11 protein-coding genes are annotated in these 15,365 nt (G+C 71.7%); 8 read left to right on the top strand and 3 right to left on the bottom strand.

Annotation, left to right across the window (positions count from 1 at the left end; genetic code table 11):
- Window positions 1–84: 84 nt before the first annotated feature.
- Window positions 85–2,013, bottom strand: coding sequence for a M3 family metallopeptidase (locus ACXKZF_RS02315; RefSeq protein ID WP_488985280.1), 1,929 nt, complete (start codon window positions 2,011–2,013; stop codon window positions 85–87).
- A 46-nt stretch (window positions 2,014–2,059) separates the two neighbouring features.
- Window positions 2,060–2,674 carry a DUF4916 domain-containing protein gene (locus tag ACXKZF_RS02310; RefSeq protein WP_243223479.1) on the bottom strand — a complete coding sequence of 205 codons (615 nt, stop codon included), beginning with the start codon at window positions 2,672–2,674 and terminating at the stop codon, window positions 2,060–2,062.
- A gap of 240 nt (window positions 2,675–2,914) precedes the next feature.
- On the opposite strand from ACXKZF_RS02310, the gene ACXKZF_RS02305 reads away from it, so the two are divergent.
- The 5 genes from ACXKZF_RS02305 (at window position 2,915) to ACXKZF_RS02285 (ending at window position 12,048) form a co-directional block, all read left to right on the top strand.
- Window positions 2,915–3,583 carry an alpha/beta hydrolase gene (locus ACXKZF_RS02305; protein ID WP_488985279.1) on the top strand — a complete coding sequence of 223 codons (669 nt, stop codon included), beginning with the start codon at window positions 2,915–2,917 and terminating at the stop codon, window positions 3,581–3,583.
- Window positions 3,584–3,890: 307 nt separating this feature from the next.
- The gene (locus tag ACXKZF_RS02300; protein WP_488985278.1) at window positions 3,891–5,489 is read left to right on the top strand and encodes an ATP-binding cassette domain-containing protein; all 1,599 of its coding nucleotides are present in this window, start codon (window positions 3,891–3,893) and stop codon (window positions 5,487–5,489) included.
- A 127-nt stretch (window positions 5,490–5,616) separates the two neighbouring features.
- Entirely contained in the window at window positions 5,617–10,299 is a 4,683-nt protein-coding gene (locus ACXKZF_RS02295; RefSeq protein WP_488985277.1) for an ATP-dependent helicase, read from the top strand.
- 143 nt (window positions 10,300–10,442) lie between these two features.
- A complete protein-coding gene (locus ACXKZF_RS02290) occupies window positions 10,443–11,219 on the top strand; it encodes a DNA-formamidopyrimidine glycosylase family protein (protein WP_488985276.1) in 777 nt (258 codons plus the stop codon).
- Between the two features lie 421 nt (window positions 11,220–11,640).
- Window positions 11,641–12,048, top strand: a complete 408-nt coding sequence (locus tag ACXKZF_RS02285) for a transferase (protein WP_055959412.1) — start codon at window positions 11,641–11,643, stop codon at window positions 12,046–12,048.
- A 71-nt stretch (window positions 12,049–12,119) separates the two neighbouring features.
- On the opposite strand, the gene ACXKZF_RS02280 is transcribed toward ACXKZF_RS02285, so the two are convergent.
- Complete coding sequence (locus ACXKZF_RS02280; RefSeq protein ID WP_488985275.1) at window positions 12,120–12,509, bottom strand: DUF1304 domain-containing protein; 390 nt, start codon at window positions 12,507–12,509, stop codon at window positions 12,120–12,122.
- A 180-nt stretch (window positions 12,510–12,689) separates the two neighbouring features.
- Here ACXKZF_RS02280 and ACXKZF_RS02275 point away from each other — a divergent pair, with 180 nt between their 5' ends.
- From ACXKZF_RS02275 to ACXKZF_RS02265, 3 genes are all read left to right on the top strand, one after another.
- Window positions 12,690–13,265, top strand: coding sequence for a LysR substrate-binding domain-containing protein (locus ACXKZF_RS02275; protein WP_488985274.1), 576 nt, complete (start codon window positions 12,690–12,692; stop codon window positions 13,263–13,265).
- Between the two features lie 264 nt (window positions 13,266–13,529).
- The gene (locus ACXKZF_RS02270; RefSeq protein WP_488985273.1) at window positions 13,530–14,258 is read left to right on the top strand and encodes a glutamine amidotransferase-related protein; all 729 of its coding nucleotides are present in this window, start codon (window positions 13,530–13,532) and stop codon (window positions 14,256–14,258) included.
- A gap of 180 nt (window positions 14,259–14,438) precedes the next feature.
- Complete coding sequence (locus ACXKZF_RS02265) at window positions 14,439–15,254, top strand: tryptophan-rich sensory protein (protein WP_488985272.1); 816 nt, start codon at window positions 14,439–14,441, stop codon at window positions 15,252–15,254.
- Window positions 15,255–15,365: the final 111 nt, after the last annotated feature.

Raw genomic sequence — 15,365 nt, 5'->3', positions numbered from 1 at the left:
GACATCGACGTCGTACGAGGCGCCACCGCGTGAGCGCACCCGGGGAGCCGTGGCATCCGATTCAGGATGCCGCGGCCCCCTGCGTCAGGAGCCCGCGAGCCAGTCGCGATACGCGTCGAAGGTGCTGTCGCGGCCCAGGAACGCCCGCACGAGGTCACGGGCATCGCGGGTGCCGCCGGGTTCGAGGATCTCCCGGCGGTATCGCGTCGCCGTCTCGACGTCGAACAGGTCGTCACCGAAGGTGGAGAGAAGATCGCGCGCGATCACGAGGCTCCACTGGTACGTGTAATAGCACGCGCCGTAGCCGGTGAGGTGGCCGAATCCGGCGTACGAGTGCGAACCGTCGAGGGGTGTGACGGGACTCGCGGCCCGGTAGTACCCGTCGACCGCGGTCTGCAGATCCGCGGGTCGATCGACGTGCAGGCGGTATGACGTCGTCGCGTGGCCGAGTTGGCGGGTCACCTCGAGGCCGCGACCGAAAGCGTCGGCCGTCCGCATGCGGTCGACCAGATCGGCCGGGATGGGCTGCCCCTCGTCGTTCACGGCGAAGGATGCCAGGGCCTCGGCATCCCATGCCCATTCTTCGAGCAACTGACTCGGCGCCTCGACGAAGTCCCATTCGGTCGCGACTCCCGTCCACCGTCCCCACTTCTGGTGCCCGCCGAGGATGTCGTGCACCAGGTGCCCGAACTCGTGGAAGAAGGTCACCACTTCGTCGTGCTCGAGCAGACCGCGCGAGAAGTTGCAGAGCAGGACCGACTCGGGCAGCGTCCGCCCGCTGATGCCGGGGGCGAGACCGAAGCACGCGGCATGGTTGTACTTGCCCTCGCGGGGGTGCAGATCGAGGTGGATGCGGCCCAGTCGCTCCCCCGCCCGGACGACGTCGTAGGTGCGCACGTCGCCGTGCCACGAGGGGGCGTCGACGGGCACGTACTCGACATCGAGCAGGCGCCCTGTGGTCGCGAGGACGCCGTCAAGGACGCGGTCGAATCGGAAGTAGGAGCGCACGACCTGCGCGTCGACGTCGTACTCCTCGCGCTTGAGCGCCCCCAGCAGGTACCAGAAGTCGGCGATGGTGACCGCGTCGGCGTCGGGCGCGTCACGACGGAGGCGTTCGAGGACCCGCTCGTACTCCGCCGCGGCGGCGGGGGCCGCGGCCTCTGCCACACGCTCGAGGAACGTCGCCACCGCGGCGCTCGAGCCGATCATGCGCGTCTCGGTCTCGTAGTCGGCCCAGTCGCCGTAGCCCAGCAGCGTCGCGCGCTCGGCCCGCCCCGCGAGCAGTTCGCGCAGGACGGGCTCGTTCTCGGGCCACGCGAGGTCGTTGTAGGCGCCGACGAGGGCGTGGCGCACCGCCCGATCGTGCGCGTACTCGCGCACGGGCATGAGATCGGTGTATTCGGTGGTGAGGGTGACCATGCCCTCCTCATCGACGGGGTGCTCGTCGATGAAGTCGGCTGGGAGTCCGCTCAGCGACGAGGCCGCCACACGGATCTGGCGGCGCCCCTCGCGGATGTTGCGCGAGAAGGCCAGCGACAGCTCCGTGTCGCGCTCGGTGAGCTCGCGCACTCGATCGCGATCGACGTCGGAGAGGTCGACGCCGCCGCGGCGGAAGTCGCGGCGCACGTGGTCCAGGAGACGCTGCTCGTCGGGCTCGAGGCCCGCGGTGTCGGCGTCGGCATCGGCGAAGACGCCCCACAGGTCGCGGTCGAGCAGACGGCGGGACTGCGCCGCGTCGACGGCCTGCGCCTGCTTCTCGGCGGCGTCGCGCACAGCGGCGTCGGGGTGCGACTCGCTGATCAGGTGCGAGGGGGCGGCCGCCTCAGCGAGCGCGATGTCGGCGTCGTTCCACAACGCGAGGCGCTCACGGAGCGTCAGGTCGGTCTCGGCGATGAGCCGCGCATCGATCGCGGCGACCCGGTCGAGTCGTTCACGCGGACGCTCGTCGGCGAAGGTACGCCACGCGTGGAGGTCGCTCGGCAGGGTGAGGGGCGCGAGGGGGGATTCCGGCATCCTCCGACCCTAGGCAGGGCCACCGACACCGGCAATGGCCCCCGTTTCAGCGCAGGGCACCCACCGAGGCGAGGGCGAGGCGGATGAGCGTCCCGCGACCGCCCTCCATCTCGTCGGAGAGGGCGTCGGATGCCGCTTCCTGCGGCGACAGCCAGGTGACCTCGAGTGCGTCCTGGCGGGGCTCGCAGGTGCCGGTGACCGGCACCACGTAGACGAGCGAGACGGCGTGCTGACGATCGTCGTGGAACGCGGTCATCCCGGGGAGAGGGAAGTATTCGGCGACGGTGAGCGGCGTCGGAGACGGCGGCAGGAGCGGGAAAGCCATGGGTCCGAGATCGTTCTCGAGGTGGCGGAAGAGCGCGTCGCGGACGGTCTCGCCATAGCGCACGCGGCCTGACACGAGGGTGCGGGTCATCTCGCCCAGCGGCGTCGCGCGCAGCAGGATGCCGACCTGCGTCACCGCCCCCATCCCGTCGGTGCGCACGGGCAGCGCCTCGACGTAGATCATCGGCAGGCGGCGCCGCGCCTCGGCCAACTCGACCTCGCTGAGCCAGCCCGGGTTGGCGTTGGGGCTTGCGGATGCGCCCGAGAAAGAGGCGCCGAGCGGTTCGCGCTCGTCGCCGTTGTCACCGGGTTCGGGGTCGGGGGTTCGCACGGGCATACCCCCTGTATATCAACCGTCGGTGCCGGATGCCGCGTGTCCCGCGCGCGAAGACCCGTTCAGCGAAGCCTGTCTCGGCGCCCGCGGGCTTCGCTGTCGCCGTGGACGGGAGGGGATTCGGGCAGCGGAGGGCGGAGTACCCGGCGAAACATCCTCGTTCCCGGAATCTCCTCCCGTCCGCCCGGAGCGGCTCCACCCGCGCCGGGCGGCGATGTCGGAGGGTTTTGCCACAATGGCCGCATGAGCGCGCATCCCTCACTCGATCCCGCCGTCGTGCGCTGGTCGGTGCCCGTCGACGAGCGCGGCGACAGGCCCGTGCTGGTGCTCTTGCACGGCTACGGCTCCGACGAGCACGATCTCTTCGGCCTCGTGCCGTACCTGCCCGACACCTTCGTCATGGCGAGCGTGCGCGCTCCGCTGGCACCGCCCTGGCCCATGCCCGGGGCTTCGTGGTATCCGATCGAGGGACTCGACGGCCGTGATCCCGCGGCCGTTTCCGTCGCTGCGCGCGCGGTACTCGCCTGGATCCGCGATGCCGTGGGCGACGTGCCCGTGGGTCTGCTGGGCTTCTCGCAGGGCGGCGCGGTGGCGCTGCAGACCCTGCGCGCGGCACCCGACGCGGTGTCGTTCGCGGTCGTCCTCGCCGGGTACGCCGCGGGCGGCGAGCTGCCGGGCGACGCCGTCCTCGCCGAGCGACGCCCCCCGGTGTTCTGGGGGCGCGGAGCCGCCGACGACGTCATCCCGCAGGCGTTGGTCGACCTCACAGCGCAGTGGCTGCCGGTGCACAGCCAACTGAGCGGGCGGGTGTACCCCGGGTTGACGCACTCGATCTCGCAAGACGAGCTCGACGACGTCCGGACGTTCCTCGATGCGCGGCTGGCCGAGAGCGACGAATCGACCGCGGGCTGAGGACGGCATCCAGCCGGGGGTGGGACGGAGCCGGGACGGACGAGCAGTCGTCGTCCAGCGGGCCATGGACGTGCCTCGGGGCGCCTCCCTGCACCGACGAGGCGGGGCCGGAGGGGTACCGAAACGTCCGCCGTTCGATTATCGTGGGCAGCCCTGTCCCCGAGAACGAGGTCTCCTCCGGTGAAGAACGTCGACGCTTCCGCGCCCCTGTCCGCGCGCTGACCCGTCGACCCGCCGTCTTCTCGGCCGCCCTCCGCTGACGCGGACGGGTCCGGTGTCCGCGCATCCTGCGTCCCCGGAGTTCGTCGTGTCATCCCTTTCCCCGTCTCTCGTCCTCGACCGTGTCCGCCTCGTGTGGCCCGACGGCACCGTCGCCCTCGACGATGTGTCCGGCGCCTTCGGCCCCGGTCGCACCGGTCTCGTCGGCCGTAACGGCACCGGAAAGTCCACGCTGCTGCGGGTCGCGGCGGGGTACCTCCGTCCCACTTCGGGCACGGTCACCGCGTCCGGCCAGGTCGCGATGCTGCCGCAGCGGCTCGCCGCTGACCCGTACCGCCCCGTCGTCTCGCTCCTGGGCGTCGAGAGGGCCCTCGGCGCCGTGCGCGCCATCGAATCGGGCGACGTCGACCCTCGTCACTTCGACGCGGTCGGCGACGATTGGGGCGTCGAAGCCCGCGCTCACGCGTTGCTCGCCGAGGCGGGCCTCCCTCCCGGGTTCCTCGACCGTACGGTCGGCGAGCTCTCGGGAGGCGAGGCCGTGCTCGTGGCGCTTCTCGGCATCCGAGAAGCCGGAGCGGCGGTCACCCTGCTCGACGAGCCGACGAACGACCTCGATCGAGACGCCCGCGCCCGCGTCACCGACCTTCTGCGTCGATGGTCCGGCGCCGTGGTCGTGGTGAGCCATGACGTGCAGCTTCTCGAGCAGATGGATGCCACGGCCGAGCTGTACGGCCACACCCTGAGCGTGGTCGGCGGCCCGTACAGCGCGTGGCGCGCCCACCGCGATGGGGAGCAGGATGCCGCGCTGCGCGTCGAGCGCGACGCGACGCAGGCGCTCCGACGCGAGCGCCGGGATCGCATCGAGGCGCAGGACAAGCTCGCCACCCGTTCGCGCACGGCCCGCACGGCGCAGGCCGAGAAGCGAGTGCCCGGCATCGCCGCGGGCCTCCGCGCGAGCGCGGCACAGGTGAGCGCCGGGCGCCTGCGCACCGAGATGCGCGGGAAGGAGGATGCCGCTCGGGCGGCGCTCGCCATCGCCGCGGCGCGGGTGCGCGACGACGACGTGGTTCGCATCGACCTCCCCGATCCGCAGAACTCCCCCGGCCGCCGCATCTTCTCGATCGGGGATGCGGACCGGGAGTGGATCGTGACCGGACGCGAGCGCGTGGCATTGGAGGGGCGCAACGGCAGCGGGAAGATGACGCTGCTCGAGCGGCTCGTGCACGGCGGTGGTGAGGACTCGGCATCCGTCCGCGCGATGGCGAGCGTGGAGCGCATCGGCTATCTGCCGCAGCGTCTGGACGGCCTCGACGACGGGGCATCCGTGCTCGACGACGTCGCTGCAGCGGCGCCGACCGTGCCGGTGGCGCAGCTGCGCGACAGGCTCGCGCGGTTCCTCGTGAGGGGTGACGCCGTCAGCCGACGCGTGGGCACCCTCTCGGGCGGGGAACGATTCCGCGTGGCGCTGGCGCGGGTGCTGTTGGCGGATCCGCCGCCGCAGCTGCTCGTCCTCGACGAACCGACGAACAACCTCGACCTCGACACCGTCGACCAGCTCGTCGCGGCGGTGCGGGCATACCGGGGAGCCGTTGTGGTGGTGAGCCACGACGACGCGTTCCTCGCGCGGCTCGACCTCGACCTCCGCCTCGAGCTCGAGGAGGGACGACTGCGGGAGAGCGGGCGGTGACCTCAGCAGCCCCCGTCGCCCCCTCCGCCCACCGGAGGACCCGCGCTCCGCCGCCGGGGGGAGCCGTTCCGCGACCGGCGAACGTCAACCCCGACCCGATGTCGGAGGTCCGAGAGAGGATGTCGGCATGGCCGACGTGTTGGAGAGATTCGGTCCTGCGACGCAGGACTGGTTCCGTGGCGCCTTCGCCGCTCCCACCAATGCGCAGAAGGGCGCGTGGGAGTCCGTGTCGTCAGGACGCAACGCTCTGGTCGTCGCGCCCACCGGCTCGGGCAAGACGCTCTCGGCGTTCCTCTTCGCGATCGACCGCATCTTCCGCGAGAAGTCGCCCGAGGTCGTCGACGCAGAGCCCGTCCGGCGTGCGAGGCGCTCGGCGCCGAAAGCACCGAAAGCAACTCCCACGAACACGCGCGTGCTCTACATCTCGCCGCTGAAGGCGCTCGGTGTCGACGTCGAACGCAACCTCCGCTCCCCCCTGGTCGGCATCGGTCAATCGGCTCGGCGCCTCGGCATCGAGGTACCTGGGGTGACGGTGGGCGTGCGCTCCGGCGACACGAGTTCGAGCGATCGGCGCAAGCTCGTCACCGCTCCGCCCGACATCCTCATCACGACGCCCGAGTCGCTCTACCTCATGCTGACCAGCCAGGCAGCCGAGACCCTCCGCGGCGTCCACACCGTCATCATCGACGAGGTGCACGCGGTCGCCGCGACCAAGCGGGGCGCCCACCTGGCGGTGAGCCTCGAGCGGCTCGACGCCCTGCTCGACAAGCCCGCGCAGCGCATCGGCCTCTCGGCGACCGTGCGACCCATCGACGAGGTGGCGCGCTTCCTGGGTGGCGCGCAGCCCGTCGACATCGTGGCCCCCAAAGCGACGAAGGCCTTCGACCTCTCGGTCGTCGTGCCGATCGAGGACATGCTGAACCCGCCCCCGCCGCCGGGCTCCCCCGCGCCCGACGAAGCGGCCGATGGCGAATGGTTCTCGGAACGTCCGGAAAGCACCGAGATGGCCGGCTCCGTCTGGCCGCACGTCGAAGAGGCGATCGTCGACCGGATCCTCCAGCGACGCTCCACGATCGTGTTCTCCAACTCGCGCCGTCTCGCCGAGCGTCTCACCGGGCGGTTGAACGAGATCTACGCCGAGCGGCAGGGCATCGACGTGCCCGATCCGACGGTGCCTGCCGCGCAGATGGCACAGGCAGGGTCTTCGGCCGGCGTTCCCGCGATCCTCGCCAAGGCCCATCACGGGTCGGTGTCGAAAGAGCAGCGCGCCCAGGTCGAAGACGAGCTGAAATCGGGGGTCCTGCGCTGCGTCGTGGCGACGAGCAGCCTCGAGCTCGGCATCGACATGGGCTCGGTCGATCTCGTCATCCAGGTCGAGGCGCCGCCGAGCGCGGCATCGGGGCTCCAGCGCGTCGGCCGCGCCGGCCACCAGGTCGGAGAGGTGAGCCGTGCGGCCCTCTTCCCCAAGCACCGCAGCGACGTGCTCCATACCGCCGTCGTCACCGAGCGCATGCTCGCGGGGCGCATCGAGGCCATCTCGGTGCCGCAGAACCCGCTCGACATCCTCGCGCAGCAGACGGTAGCCGCGTCGGCCCTGGGCTCCATCGACGTCGAGGAGTGGTTCGAGACGGTCAAGCGCAGCGCGCCCTTCCGTTCGCTCCCCCGCTCGGCGTACGAGGCCACCCTCGACCTGCTCGCCGGGCGGTATCCCTCCGACGAGTTCGCCGAGCTGCGACCGCGTCTGGTCTGGGACCGTGACGCGGGAACGCTCACCGGGCGCCCGGGCGCACAGCGCGTGGCCGTCACCAGCGGTGGCACCATCCCCGACCGCGGTCTCTTCGGAGTGTTCGTGGCGGGAGAATCGCAGAACGCGAGGGTCGGTGAGCTCGACGAAGAGATGGTCTACGAGTCGCGCGTCAACGACGTGTTCACGCTCGGCACGACCAGCTGGCGCATCGTCGAGATCACGCACGATCGGGTCAACGTGCTGCCCGCCTTCGGCCAACCCGGCAAGCTGCCCTTCTGGCACGGCGACGGCATCGGGCGCCCCGCCGAACTGGGCGAGGCCCTCGGCAAGTTCTCACGCGATGTCGCCGGCGCCGAACGGGCGAAGGCCGAGGAGCGTCTGCGCGAGTCCGGTCTCGACGACTACGCCATCACCAACCTGCTGTCGTACCTCGCCGAGCAGCGCGAGGCCACCGGTACGCTGCCGACCGACCGCAGTCTCACGGTCGAACGCAGCCGCGACGAGGTCGGCGACTGGCGCATCATCCTGCACTCGCCCTACGGCATGCAGGTGCACGCGCCGTGGGCACTGGCGGTCAACGCGCGCATCCGCGAGCGGCTCGGCGTCGAGGGCGCCGCCGTCGCGAGCGACGATGGCATCATCGCCCGGGTTCCGGATGCCGCGGCCGAGCCGCCCGGGGCCGACCTCTTCGTGTTCGAACCCGAGGAGCTCGAGCAGATCGTCACCGACGAGGTCGGGGGTTCGGCGCTTTTCGCCTCCCGGTTCCGCGAGTGCGCCGCGCGGGCGCTGCTGCTGCCGCGGCTGAACCCCAACCGTCGCTCACCCCTCTGGCAACAGCGCCAACGATCGGCTCAGCTGCTCGAGGTCGCCAAGCGCCATCCCGCCTTCCCGATCATCCTCGAGACGCTGCGCGAGGTGCTGCAAGACGTCTACGACCTGCCCGCATTACTGCGCGTGACGCGCCAGATCGGTGAGCGTCGCATCCGCCTCGTCGAGATAACGACGTCGCAGCCCTCGCCGTACGCCCGCGACCTGCTCTTCGGCTACGTCGGCGCGTTCATGTACGAGGGCGACTCCCCCCTCGCCGAGCGCCGGGCCGCGGCCCTCTCGGTCGATCCGGCGCTGCTCAGCGAACTGCTCGGCAAGGTCGAGATGCGGGAGCTCCTCGACCCCGAGGTCATCGCCCAGTTCGAACGCGAAGCACAGCGCCTCGACCCCGACCGCCGCGCGCGAGGCGTGGAGGGTGTGGCCGACCTGCTGCGCATCCTCGGCCCGCTCGATGCCGCCGAGGTCGCCGCGCGCCTCGACGCCGAATCCGACGCCCTCGGCGAGGCGGAGCAGCACCTCGCCACCCTCGTCGACGACCGTCGCGCCATCCGCGTCACCTTCGGCGGCGTGCCGCGGGTCGCCGGGATCGAAGACGCCGGGCGCCTTCGCGACGCCCTCGGCGCGGCCCTGCCGGTCGGCATCCCGAACGCCTTCCTCGAACCCCTCGCCGACCCCCTCGGCGATCTCGTCGCGCGATTCGCCCGCACCCATGCCCCCTTCACGACCGACGCGGTGGCCGAGCGTCTGGGCGTCGGCATCGCCGTCGCCCGCCTCACCCTGCAACGCCTCGAGTCGCAGGGGCGTCTGGCGAGCGGCTTCTTCCTGCCGGAGGCGTCGGGGGGCAGCCGCGGAGACGACACCGAGTGGTGCGACGTCGAGGTGCTCCGGCGCCTGCGCATGCGCTCGCTCGCGGCGATCCGCGGCAGCGTCGAGCCGGTGCCCCCGGCGGCCTACGCGCGCTTCCTCCCCGTCTGGCAGCATCTCGGCCGCCCGCTCGAGGGAATCGACGGGGTCCTCGCGGTGGTCGAGCAGCTCGCGGGCGTGCCCATCCCGGCGAGCGCGTGGGAATCGCTCATCCTGCCGTCGCGCGTCGCCGACTACTCCCCCGCCCTCCTCGACGAATTAACCGCGACGGGCGAGGTCGTCTGGTCGGGTCACGGCACCCTGCCCGGCCGTGACGGGTGGATCGCCCTGCACCCGGCCGAAGCCGCGCCCTTCACGCTGCAAGACCCCTCCGACGCCGACGACCCCGCACCGGACTCGGTGGAAGCGCGGTTGCTCACCGCGCTGGCCGGGGGAGGTGCGTACTTCGCCTCGCAGCTCAAGCAGCTGGCCGGCGCCGACAACGAGCAGTCGGTCAACGACGCCCTGTGGGCGCTGACCTGGGCGGGGCGGGTCACGAACGACACGTTCGCGCCCGTGCGCACGCTTCTCAGCGGCGGTGGACAATCGCACCGCGTAGCCCGTCGCGCCCCCCGCGCCCGCATGTATCGGGGCGCCACCATGCCGCGCGCGACGTCGGCACCCCGCCCACCCACCCTGGGCGGCCGGTGGTCGCTCCTCCCCGAGCGCGAACCGGATGCCGCAGCCCGGGCGACGGCAACGGCGAGCCTGCTGCTCGACCGATACGGCGTCGTCACCCGCGGCGCCGTGCAATCCGAGGGCGTGCCGGGAGGCTTCGCGCAGGTGTACCGCATCCTCGCCGGGTTCGAAGAGGCGGGGCACTGTCGTCGCGGCTACGTCATCGAGAAGCTCGGTGCGGCGCAGTTCGCCGCCTCCGCCACCGTCGACCGCCTCCGCGAGTTCGCCGCCGTGGCCGATCCCCCTCCCCTGCGAACGGTCACCCTCGCCGCGACCGATCCCGCGAACCCGTACGGTGCCGCCCTCGGGTGGCCCGCCATCGAGGGCGTCACCCACCGTCCGGGCCGCAAGGCCGGCGGGCTGGTGGTGCTGGTCGACGGCGAGCTGACGCTGTACCTGGAACGCGGGGGCCGCAGCGCCCTCGCCTTCACCGACGCCGACGCCCCCCTGCTCGCCGCCGCGCGCCACCTCGCCGAGACGGCGAAGAAGCGACGCCTCGAGACGCTCACCGTCGAGCAGGTCAACGGAGAGTTCGTCTACGGCACCGCGGTCGGCCGTGCGCTCCGCGAGGCCGGGTTCGTCGAATCGCCTAAGGGCCTGACGCTGCGCAAACTCACCGCCGGCGACACCCTCCGGGAGGCCGCGCGTGCGTGACGCGATGTTCCGGAACAGCGAGACGACGGCACCGGTCCCCGACGCTCCGCGGCAGGGAGGTGGACGCGCCGACGTCGTCGCCGCTCCGCGGCCGGCACACCGACGCGCCGACTTCCGGATCGCGCCGCGCCCGAAGGCCACGCATGCCTGAGGGCGACACCGTCTATCGGGCCGCGGCGAAGCTGACCGCGGCTCTGGCGGGCAAGGTCGTCACCCGCTTCGACATACGCGTCCCCGGCAGCGCCACCGCCGACCTGCGCGGCGAGACGGTGCACGAGGTCGCGGCGCGCGGCAAGCACCTGCTGCACCGGATCGGCGGCTACACGCTGCACTCGCACCTGAAGATGGAGGGGCGTTGGGACGTGTACCGCCCCGGCGAACGCTGGCGACGCCAAGCGTTCAAGGCCCGCGCGATCGTGGGCGTCGCCGGCGCCGACGCGGTCGGGTTCGACCTCGCCATGGTGGAGGTGCTGCGCACCGTCGATGAGCACACGGTGATCGGCCACCTCGGCCCCGATCTCCTCGCCGACGATTGGGATGAAGCCGAGGCCGTCCGCCGCGTGGCCGCCGACGAACGCGCCGCCCACGTGGCGCTCCTCGACCAGCGCAACGTCGCGGGCTTCGGCAACGTCTACGCGAACGAGCTGCTGTTCGTGCGCGGGATCGCGCCCACGACGCCCGCAACCGAGATCGATGTGCGGGCGACGATCGCCCTCGGCGAGCGCATGATCCGCGCCAACCTCCCGCGGCCTGAACGCACCTTCACCGGCGACACCCGCCCCGGGCGGCGCTTCTGGGTCTACGGCCGCGAAGGCGCACCGTGCCGTCGCTGCGGCACGCCGATCCGCGCGACGAGCCTGGGGGCGTCGGCGACGAGCGAGCGCAACGTCTACTGGTGCCCCACCTGCCAGCCCGGTTGAGCGGCGCGACGCGCACGTCATGGGCGCGCCGATGGGGGAGTGCGCCAAGCCGGAGCGACGGCATCCCTTCGCTCGGCCGGCCGCGCCCGGCCACGCCCGCCCGGCGCGACGCCCCGGCATCGACGCCCAGCCCGGCCGCTCCGCCGGCCCGACACCCCGCATCGACGCCCGGCCCGGCCGCTCCGCCGGCGCGACGCCCCCGCATCGACCCGGTCGACTCCTCCAGGCCCGCGTGTCAACCCGCCCGCGCCTTCACGCCCGACATGCGAGAACAAGGGGGACGACACCACAGCGGCAGGTCTCTCGACATCGAGAAAACCGATACCGGTAGGGGCGACGAAGAACCATTCGAGGGAATGAAGGGTACTTCCGACCAGTTGTCATACATGTCGGCAGACCCGATGACCGACCGGAGGGGATCGTGGGAAAGAACTACATCGACATCGAGAACGACCATGGCGAGACGCTGCGTTACCGCAAGCACGTCAACGGTCGCGGTCTCGTCGCGCACGGCGCGAAAGTCCACCCGTCGGCGCTGGTCGAGAACGGCGCCTACGTCGAGCCCGGCGTGCAGATCGCCGCGGGTGTTCGGGTCGGCCGTGGCGCCTGGATCGAATCCGACGCCGTGATCGGACCGGAGGCCCACATCGAACCGCACGCGCACATCTGCGCCGGCGCCGTCATCGGTGCGGGCGCCCACATCGGCGTCCGGACCCAGGTCGGCCACAACGCGCGCATCGCGGTCGGTTCGCTCATCGGCGACGACGAGATCATCAACGACGGCGAAGCGGTCGCCACCGACCAGCGGGGGCTGCGCCTGGCAGCCTGACGCCACTGGACACACGAATCACGACCCGCACGACTCTTCGGAGCGTGCGGGTTTGTTCGTACCCGGGGCGGTCAGGCGACGATCGTCAGCACCAGTGCGATGAGCGGAAACGTCCCTTGGATGCTCGCGGGCCGCAAGTATTCACGCCCCGACGTGATCAGCACGAGGGCGGCGGCCACCATGGACCCGAGCGAGAAGATCAGCAGCGTGCGCCCGGTGACGTCGCCCGTGCCCTGCACGATCCACAGCACGACGCCGACCGCGGCGCCGATCGCGAGGAACAGGTTGTAGAACCCCTGGTTGTAAGCCATGGGCTTGGTGGCGTCGGCAGTCTGCTGGTCGGCGATGCCGAACACCCGCCACGTCGCAGGCTTCGTCCACCGCACGCTCTCGAGCACGAAGATGTAGACGTGCAGCAGGGCCGCGAGCCCCGCGAAAACGAGCGCGAGAGTGCCGATCATGCCTCGACGCTACCCCGCGGCTAGCCTGGAACCATGGCGAACGGCGGCGGGTCTCGAGGGCGCTCCGGGGGACCCCGTCGCACCGGGGGCGGAACGCCCCCTTCCCCCGCCCGCGCTCGCGCGAAGACGCCGAAGCGCGACAGGCCGGAGCCGCCTCCCCGCGAGGAACCGCGCGACTTCGTGCTGGGCGCGGTCCCGGGCGCGACCCCCGGCAAGTGGATCGGCCTGTGGCGCGAGCGGATGCCGCACGTGACGCTCGTCCTCCGCGAAATCGACGTCGCCGACCAACGGACGGTGTTCGACGATGTCGACGCCGCCCTCGTGCGGCTTCCCATCGATGCACCCGACGATCTTCACCTCATCCCCCTCTACGACGAGCAGCCCGTGGTGGTGATGTCGGCCGACGCCGATCTCACCGCCGGCGACGAGATCGAGCTCGCCGACCTCGCCGGGGAGGTCGTGATCGTCCCCGCCGACGATGTGCTGGGCATCAATGTCCCGGATGCCGTCTCGCCCGCGTTCGCGGCGCCGGCCGACACCGCAGAGGCGATCGCGACGGTGGCCGCCGGAGTGGGCGTGGTCATCGTGCCGATGTCTCTGGCGCGGGCCAATCGGCGCCGCGACGTCGAATACCGCGTGCTGCGCGACGGGCCGGTGTCCCGCGTCGCCCTCGCCTGGCTGCGCGATCGCACCACGCCCGACGTCGAGGCCTTCGTCGGCATCGTGCGCGGCCGCACCGCCCGCTCGTCGCGCTGAGGCGCTCCTCCGACCGCGGCCTCCACGGACGGACGGCCCGCCGCTTCAGCGCTCGGGCCGCCCGCCGCCCCGCGCAGGGCGAGACCCCGTCGGCCGGCTCACGCATAAACGCGATTCGTGCGCATAAACGCTCTCCCAACGTGTTTCCGCGCACGGATCGCGTTTATACGTAAGCGTCCGCGCTGCCCACTCACCGCCGCGCGAACGTTTCGCCGCGTTTCCACCCCCACCCCGCGCGGGGTCCTTGCCGCATAAAATCTCCTGGTGACCGCCTCCCTGCTCTACGTCTGCGCCCGTCCGCAGCGTGCTGCGGCCGTGGCCGAATGGGCCTCATTCCGCGATGGGCTGGGGGTTGGCGACGCCGACCTGGTGCACCACGACCTCGTGCGCGAGCCCCTGCCCGCCGACCTCGAGCGCTTCGCCGCCGTCGTGGTGGGCGGAAGCCCCTTCAACGTCACCGACCCCGACAAGACCGACGGGCAGCGCCGGCTCGAACGCGACCTCGAGCGCCTCGCGGCGACGGCCATCGAGGGCCGGACCAACGTCCTCTTCACGTGCTTCGGTATCGGCGTCGTCACCCGCCTGCTGGGTGGAACGGTGACGCTGCAGCACCCCGAAGACACCGGCCCCGCCGACATCGTGCTGACCGAAGCGGGGCGCGGCGATGAGCTGTTCGGCATCCTGAGTCCGCGTTTCGAGGCGCTCACCGCGCACAAGGAGGGCACTGACAGCGTGCCGCCCGGCGCGACCCTTCTCGCTGAAAACGACGCGTGCCCGGTGCAGGCCTACCGTGCCGGCGCGGGGCTGTGGGCCACGCAGTTCCATCCCGAGCCGACCACCGACGCATTCGTCGCCCGCATGCGGGTCTACCGCGATGCGGGGTACTTCGACGCCGACGCCTTCGACGAGGTCTCGGCGCACGTGCGCACGGCGTCGGTCGAGCAGCCGACCCGTCTGCTGCGCTCGTTCGCGGCTCGCGCCGTCGCCGCCTGATCCCGCGGCGAGCGCCGTCGCGCAGATTTCGCGTGCGGCGCGCCGCCCCGACCCCTGCCCGCGGGGGCGTGTCGCGCCCGAACCCGCGGGACGGCGCGCGCACCGAGCACGTCACCCTCGCGCGCAGCAGGATGTCAAGCCCACTGCGCACATTTACCTAGCTTTTCTAGTGTTCTCGGTATGAACGCTTCACGCACCTGGCGAGGTTCCGACCTCGCGCGCCAGATCGTCGTCCTGTCCGCGCTGTCGTTCATGCTCATCGCGGCCGTCATCGGAGCGGGGGCCTTCGGCAACTCCGCCGTCGAAGACCAGCAAGGTGGCGCCCTCGACACGGACGGCTCCTACCTCGCCCCCGCCGGTCCCGCGTTCTCGATCTGGTCGGTCATCTACCTCGGCCTCATCGCGTACAGCGTCTGGCAGGCGCTCCCCGGCCAGCGGACGAATCCGCGCCAGCGCGCACTCGGGTGGCTCATCGCGCTCACGATGACGCTCAACGGCCTCTGGCTCGTCGCCGCCCGCTTCGGCACCCTTTTCCTCACGGTCGTGGTGATCGTGCTGCTTCTCGCCGCCCTGGGCTGGACCTTCAAGGTCGCCGTGGCCACCCGCGAGCCGCGTGGCGGCGTGGTCGACTCCGTTCTCATCGACGGCGTCACCGGCCTTCACCTCGGGTGGGTCACGCTGGCCACCGTGGCGAACACCGCGGCCTACCTAACCACCGTCGTCCCCGCCAGTTGGGAAGACGCGGCGAGCGCTATCGGCATCGCCGTGCTGATCGTGGTCGCACTCATCGGGCTCGCTATCGCGTGGCGGAGCGGCTGGCGTGTCACGCCCGCCCTCGCCCTCGCGTGGGGCCTGAGCTGGCTGGCCGTCGAACGCTTCGGCGGCGAACCCCAGAACACCCCGATCGGCGTCACGGCGATCATCGTCGCCGTCGTCGTGCTGGTCCCGCCGGCGATCGTGAGCCTGTTGCGTCTCATCCGCCCCAGCGTCGACTGACAGCCCGACGACCCCGGCGCAGGAGCCGGAGCCCTTCGTCCTTCGGCGTCCGGGGCGTGAAGACTCCGGATGCCGTGGCAGCGGGCGTGCCGCCTGCGGGTGCGCACGCGC

This window comes from Microbacterium sp. ABR10, assembly GCF_057812175.1.
Note: the sequence above shows the minus strand (reverse complement) of the source record. Positions and strands in the feature narration are given on the sequence as shown.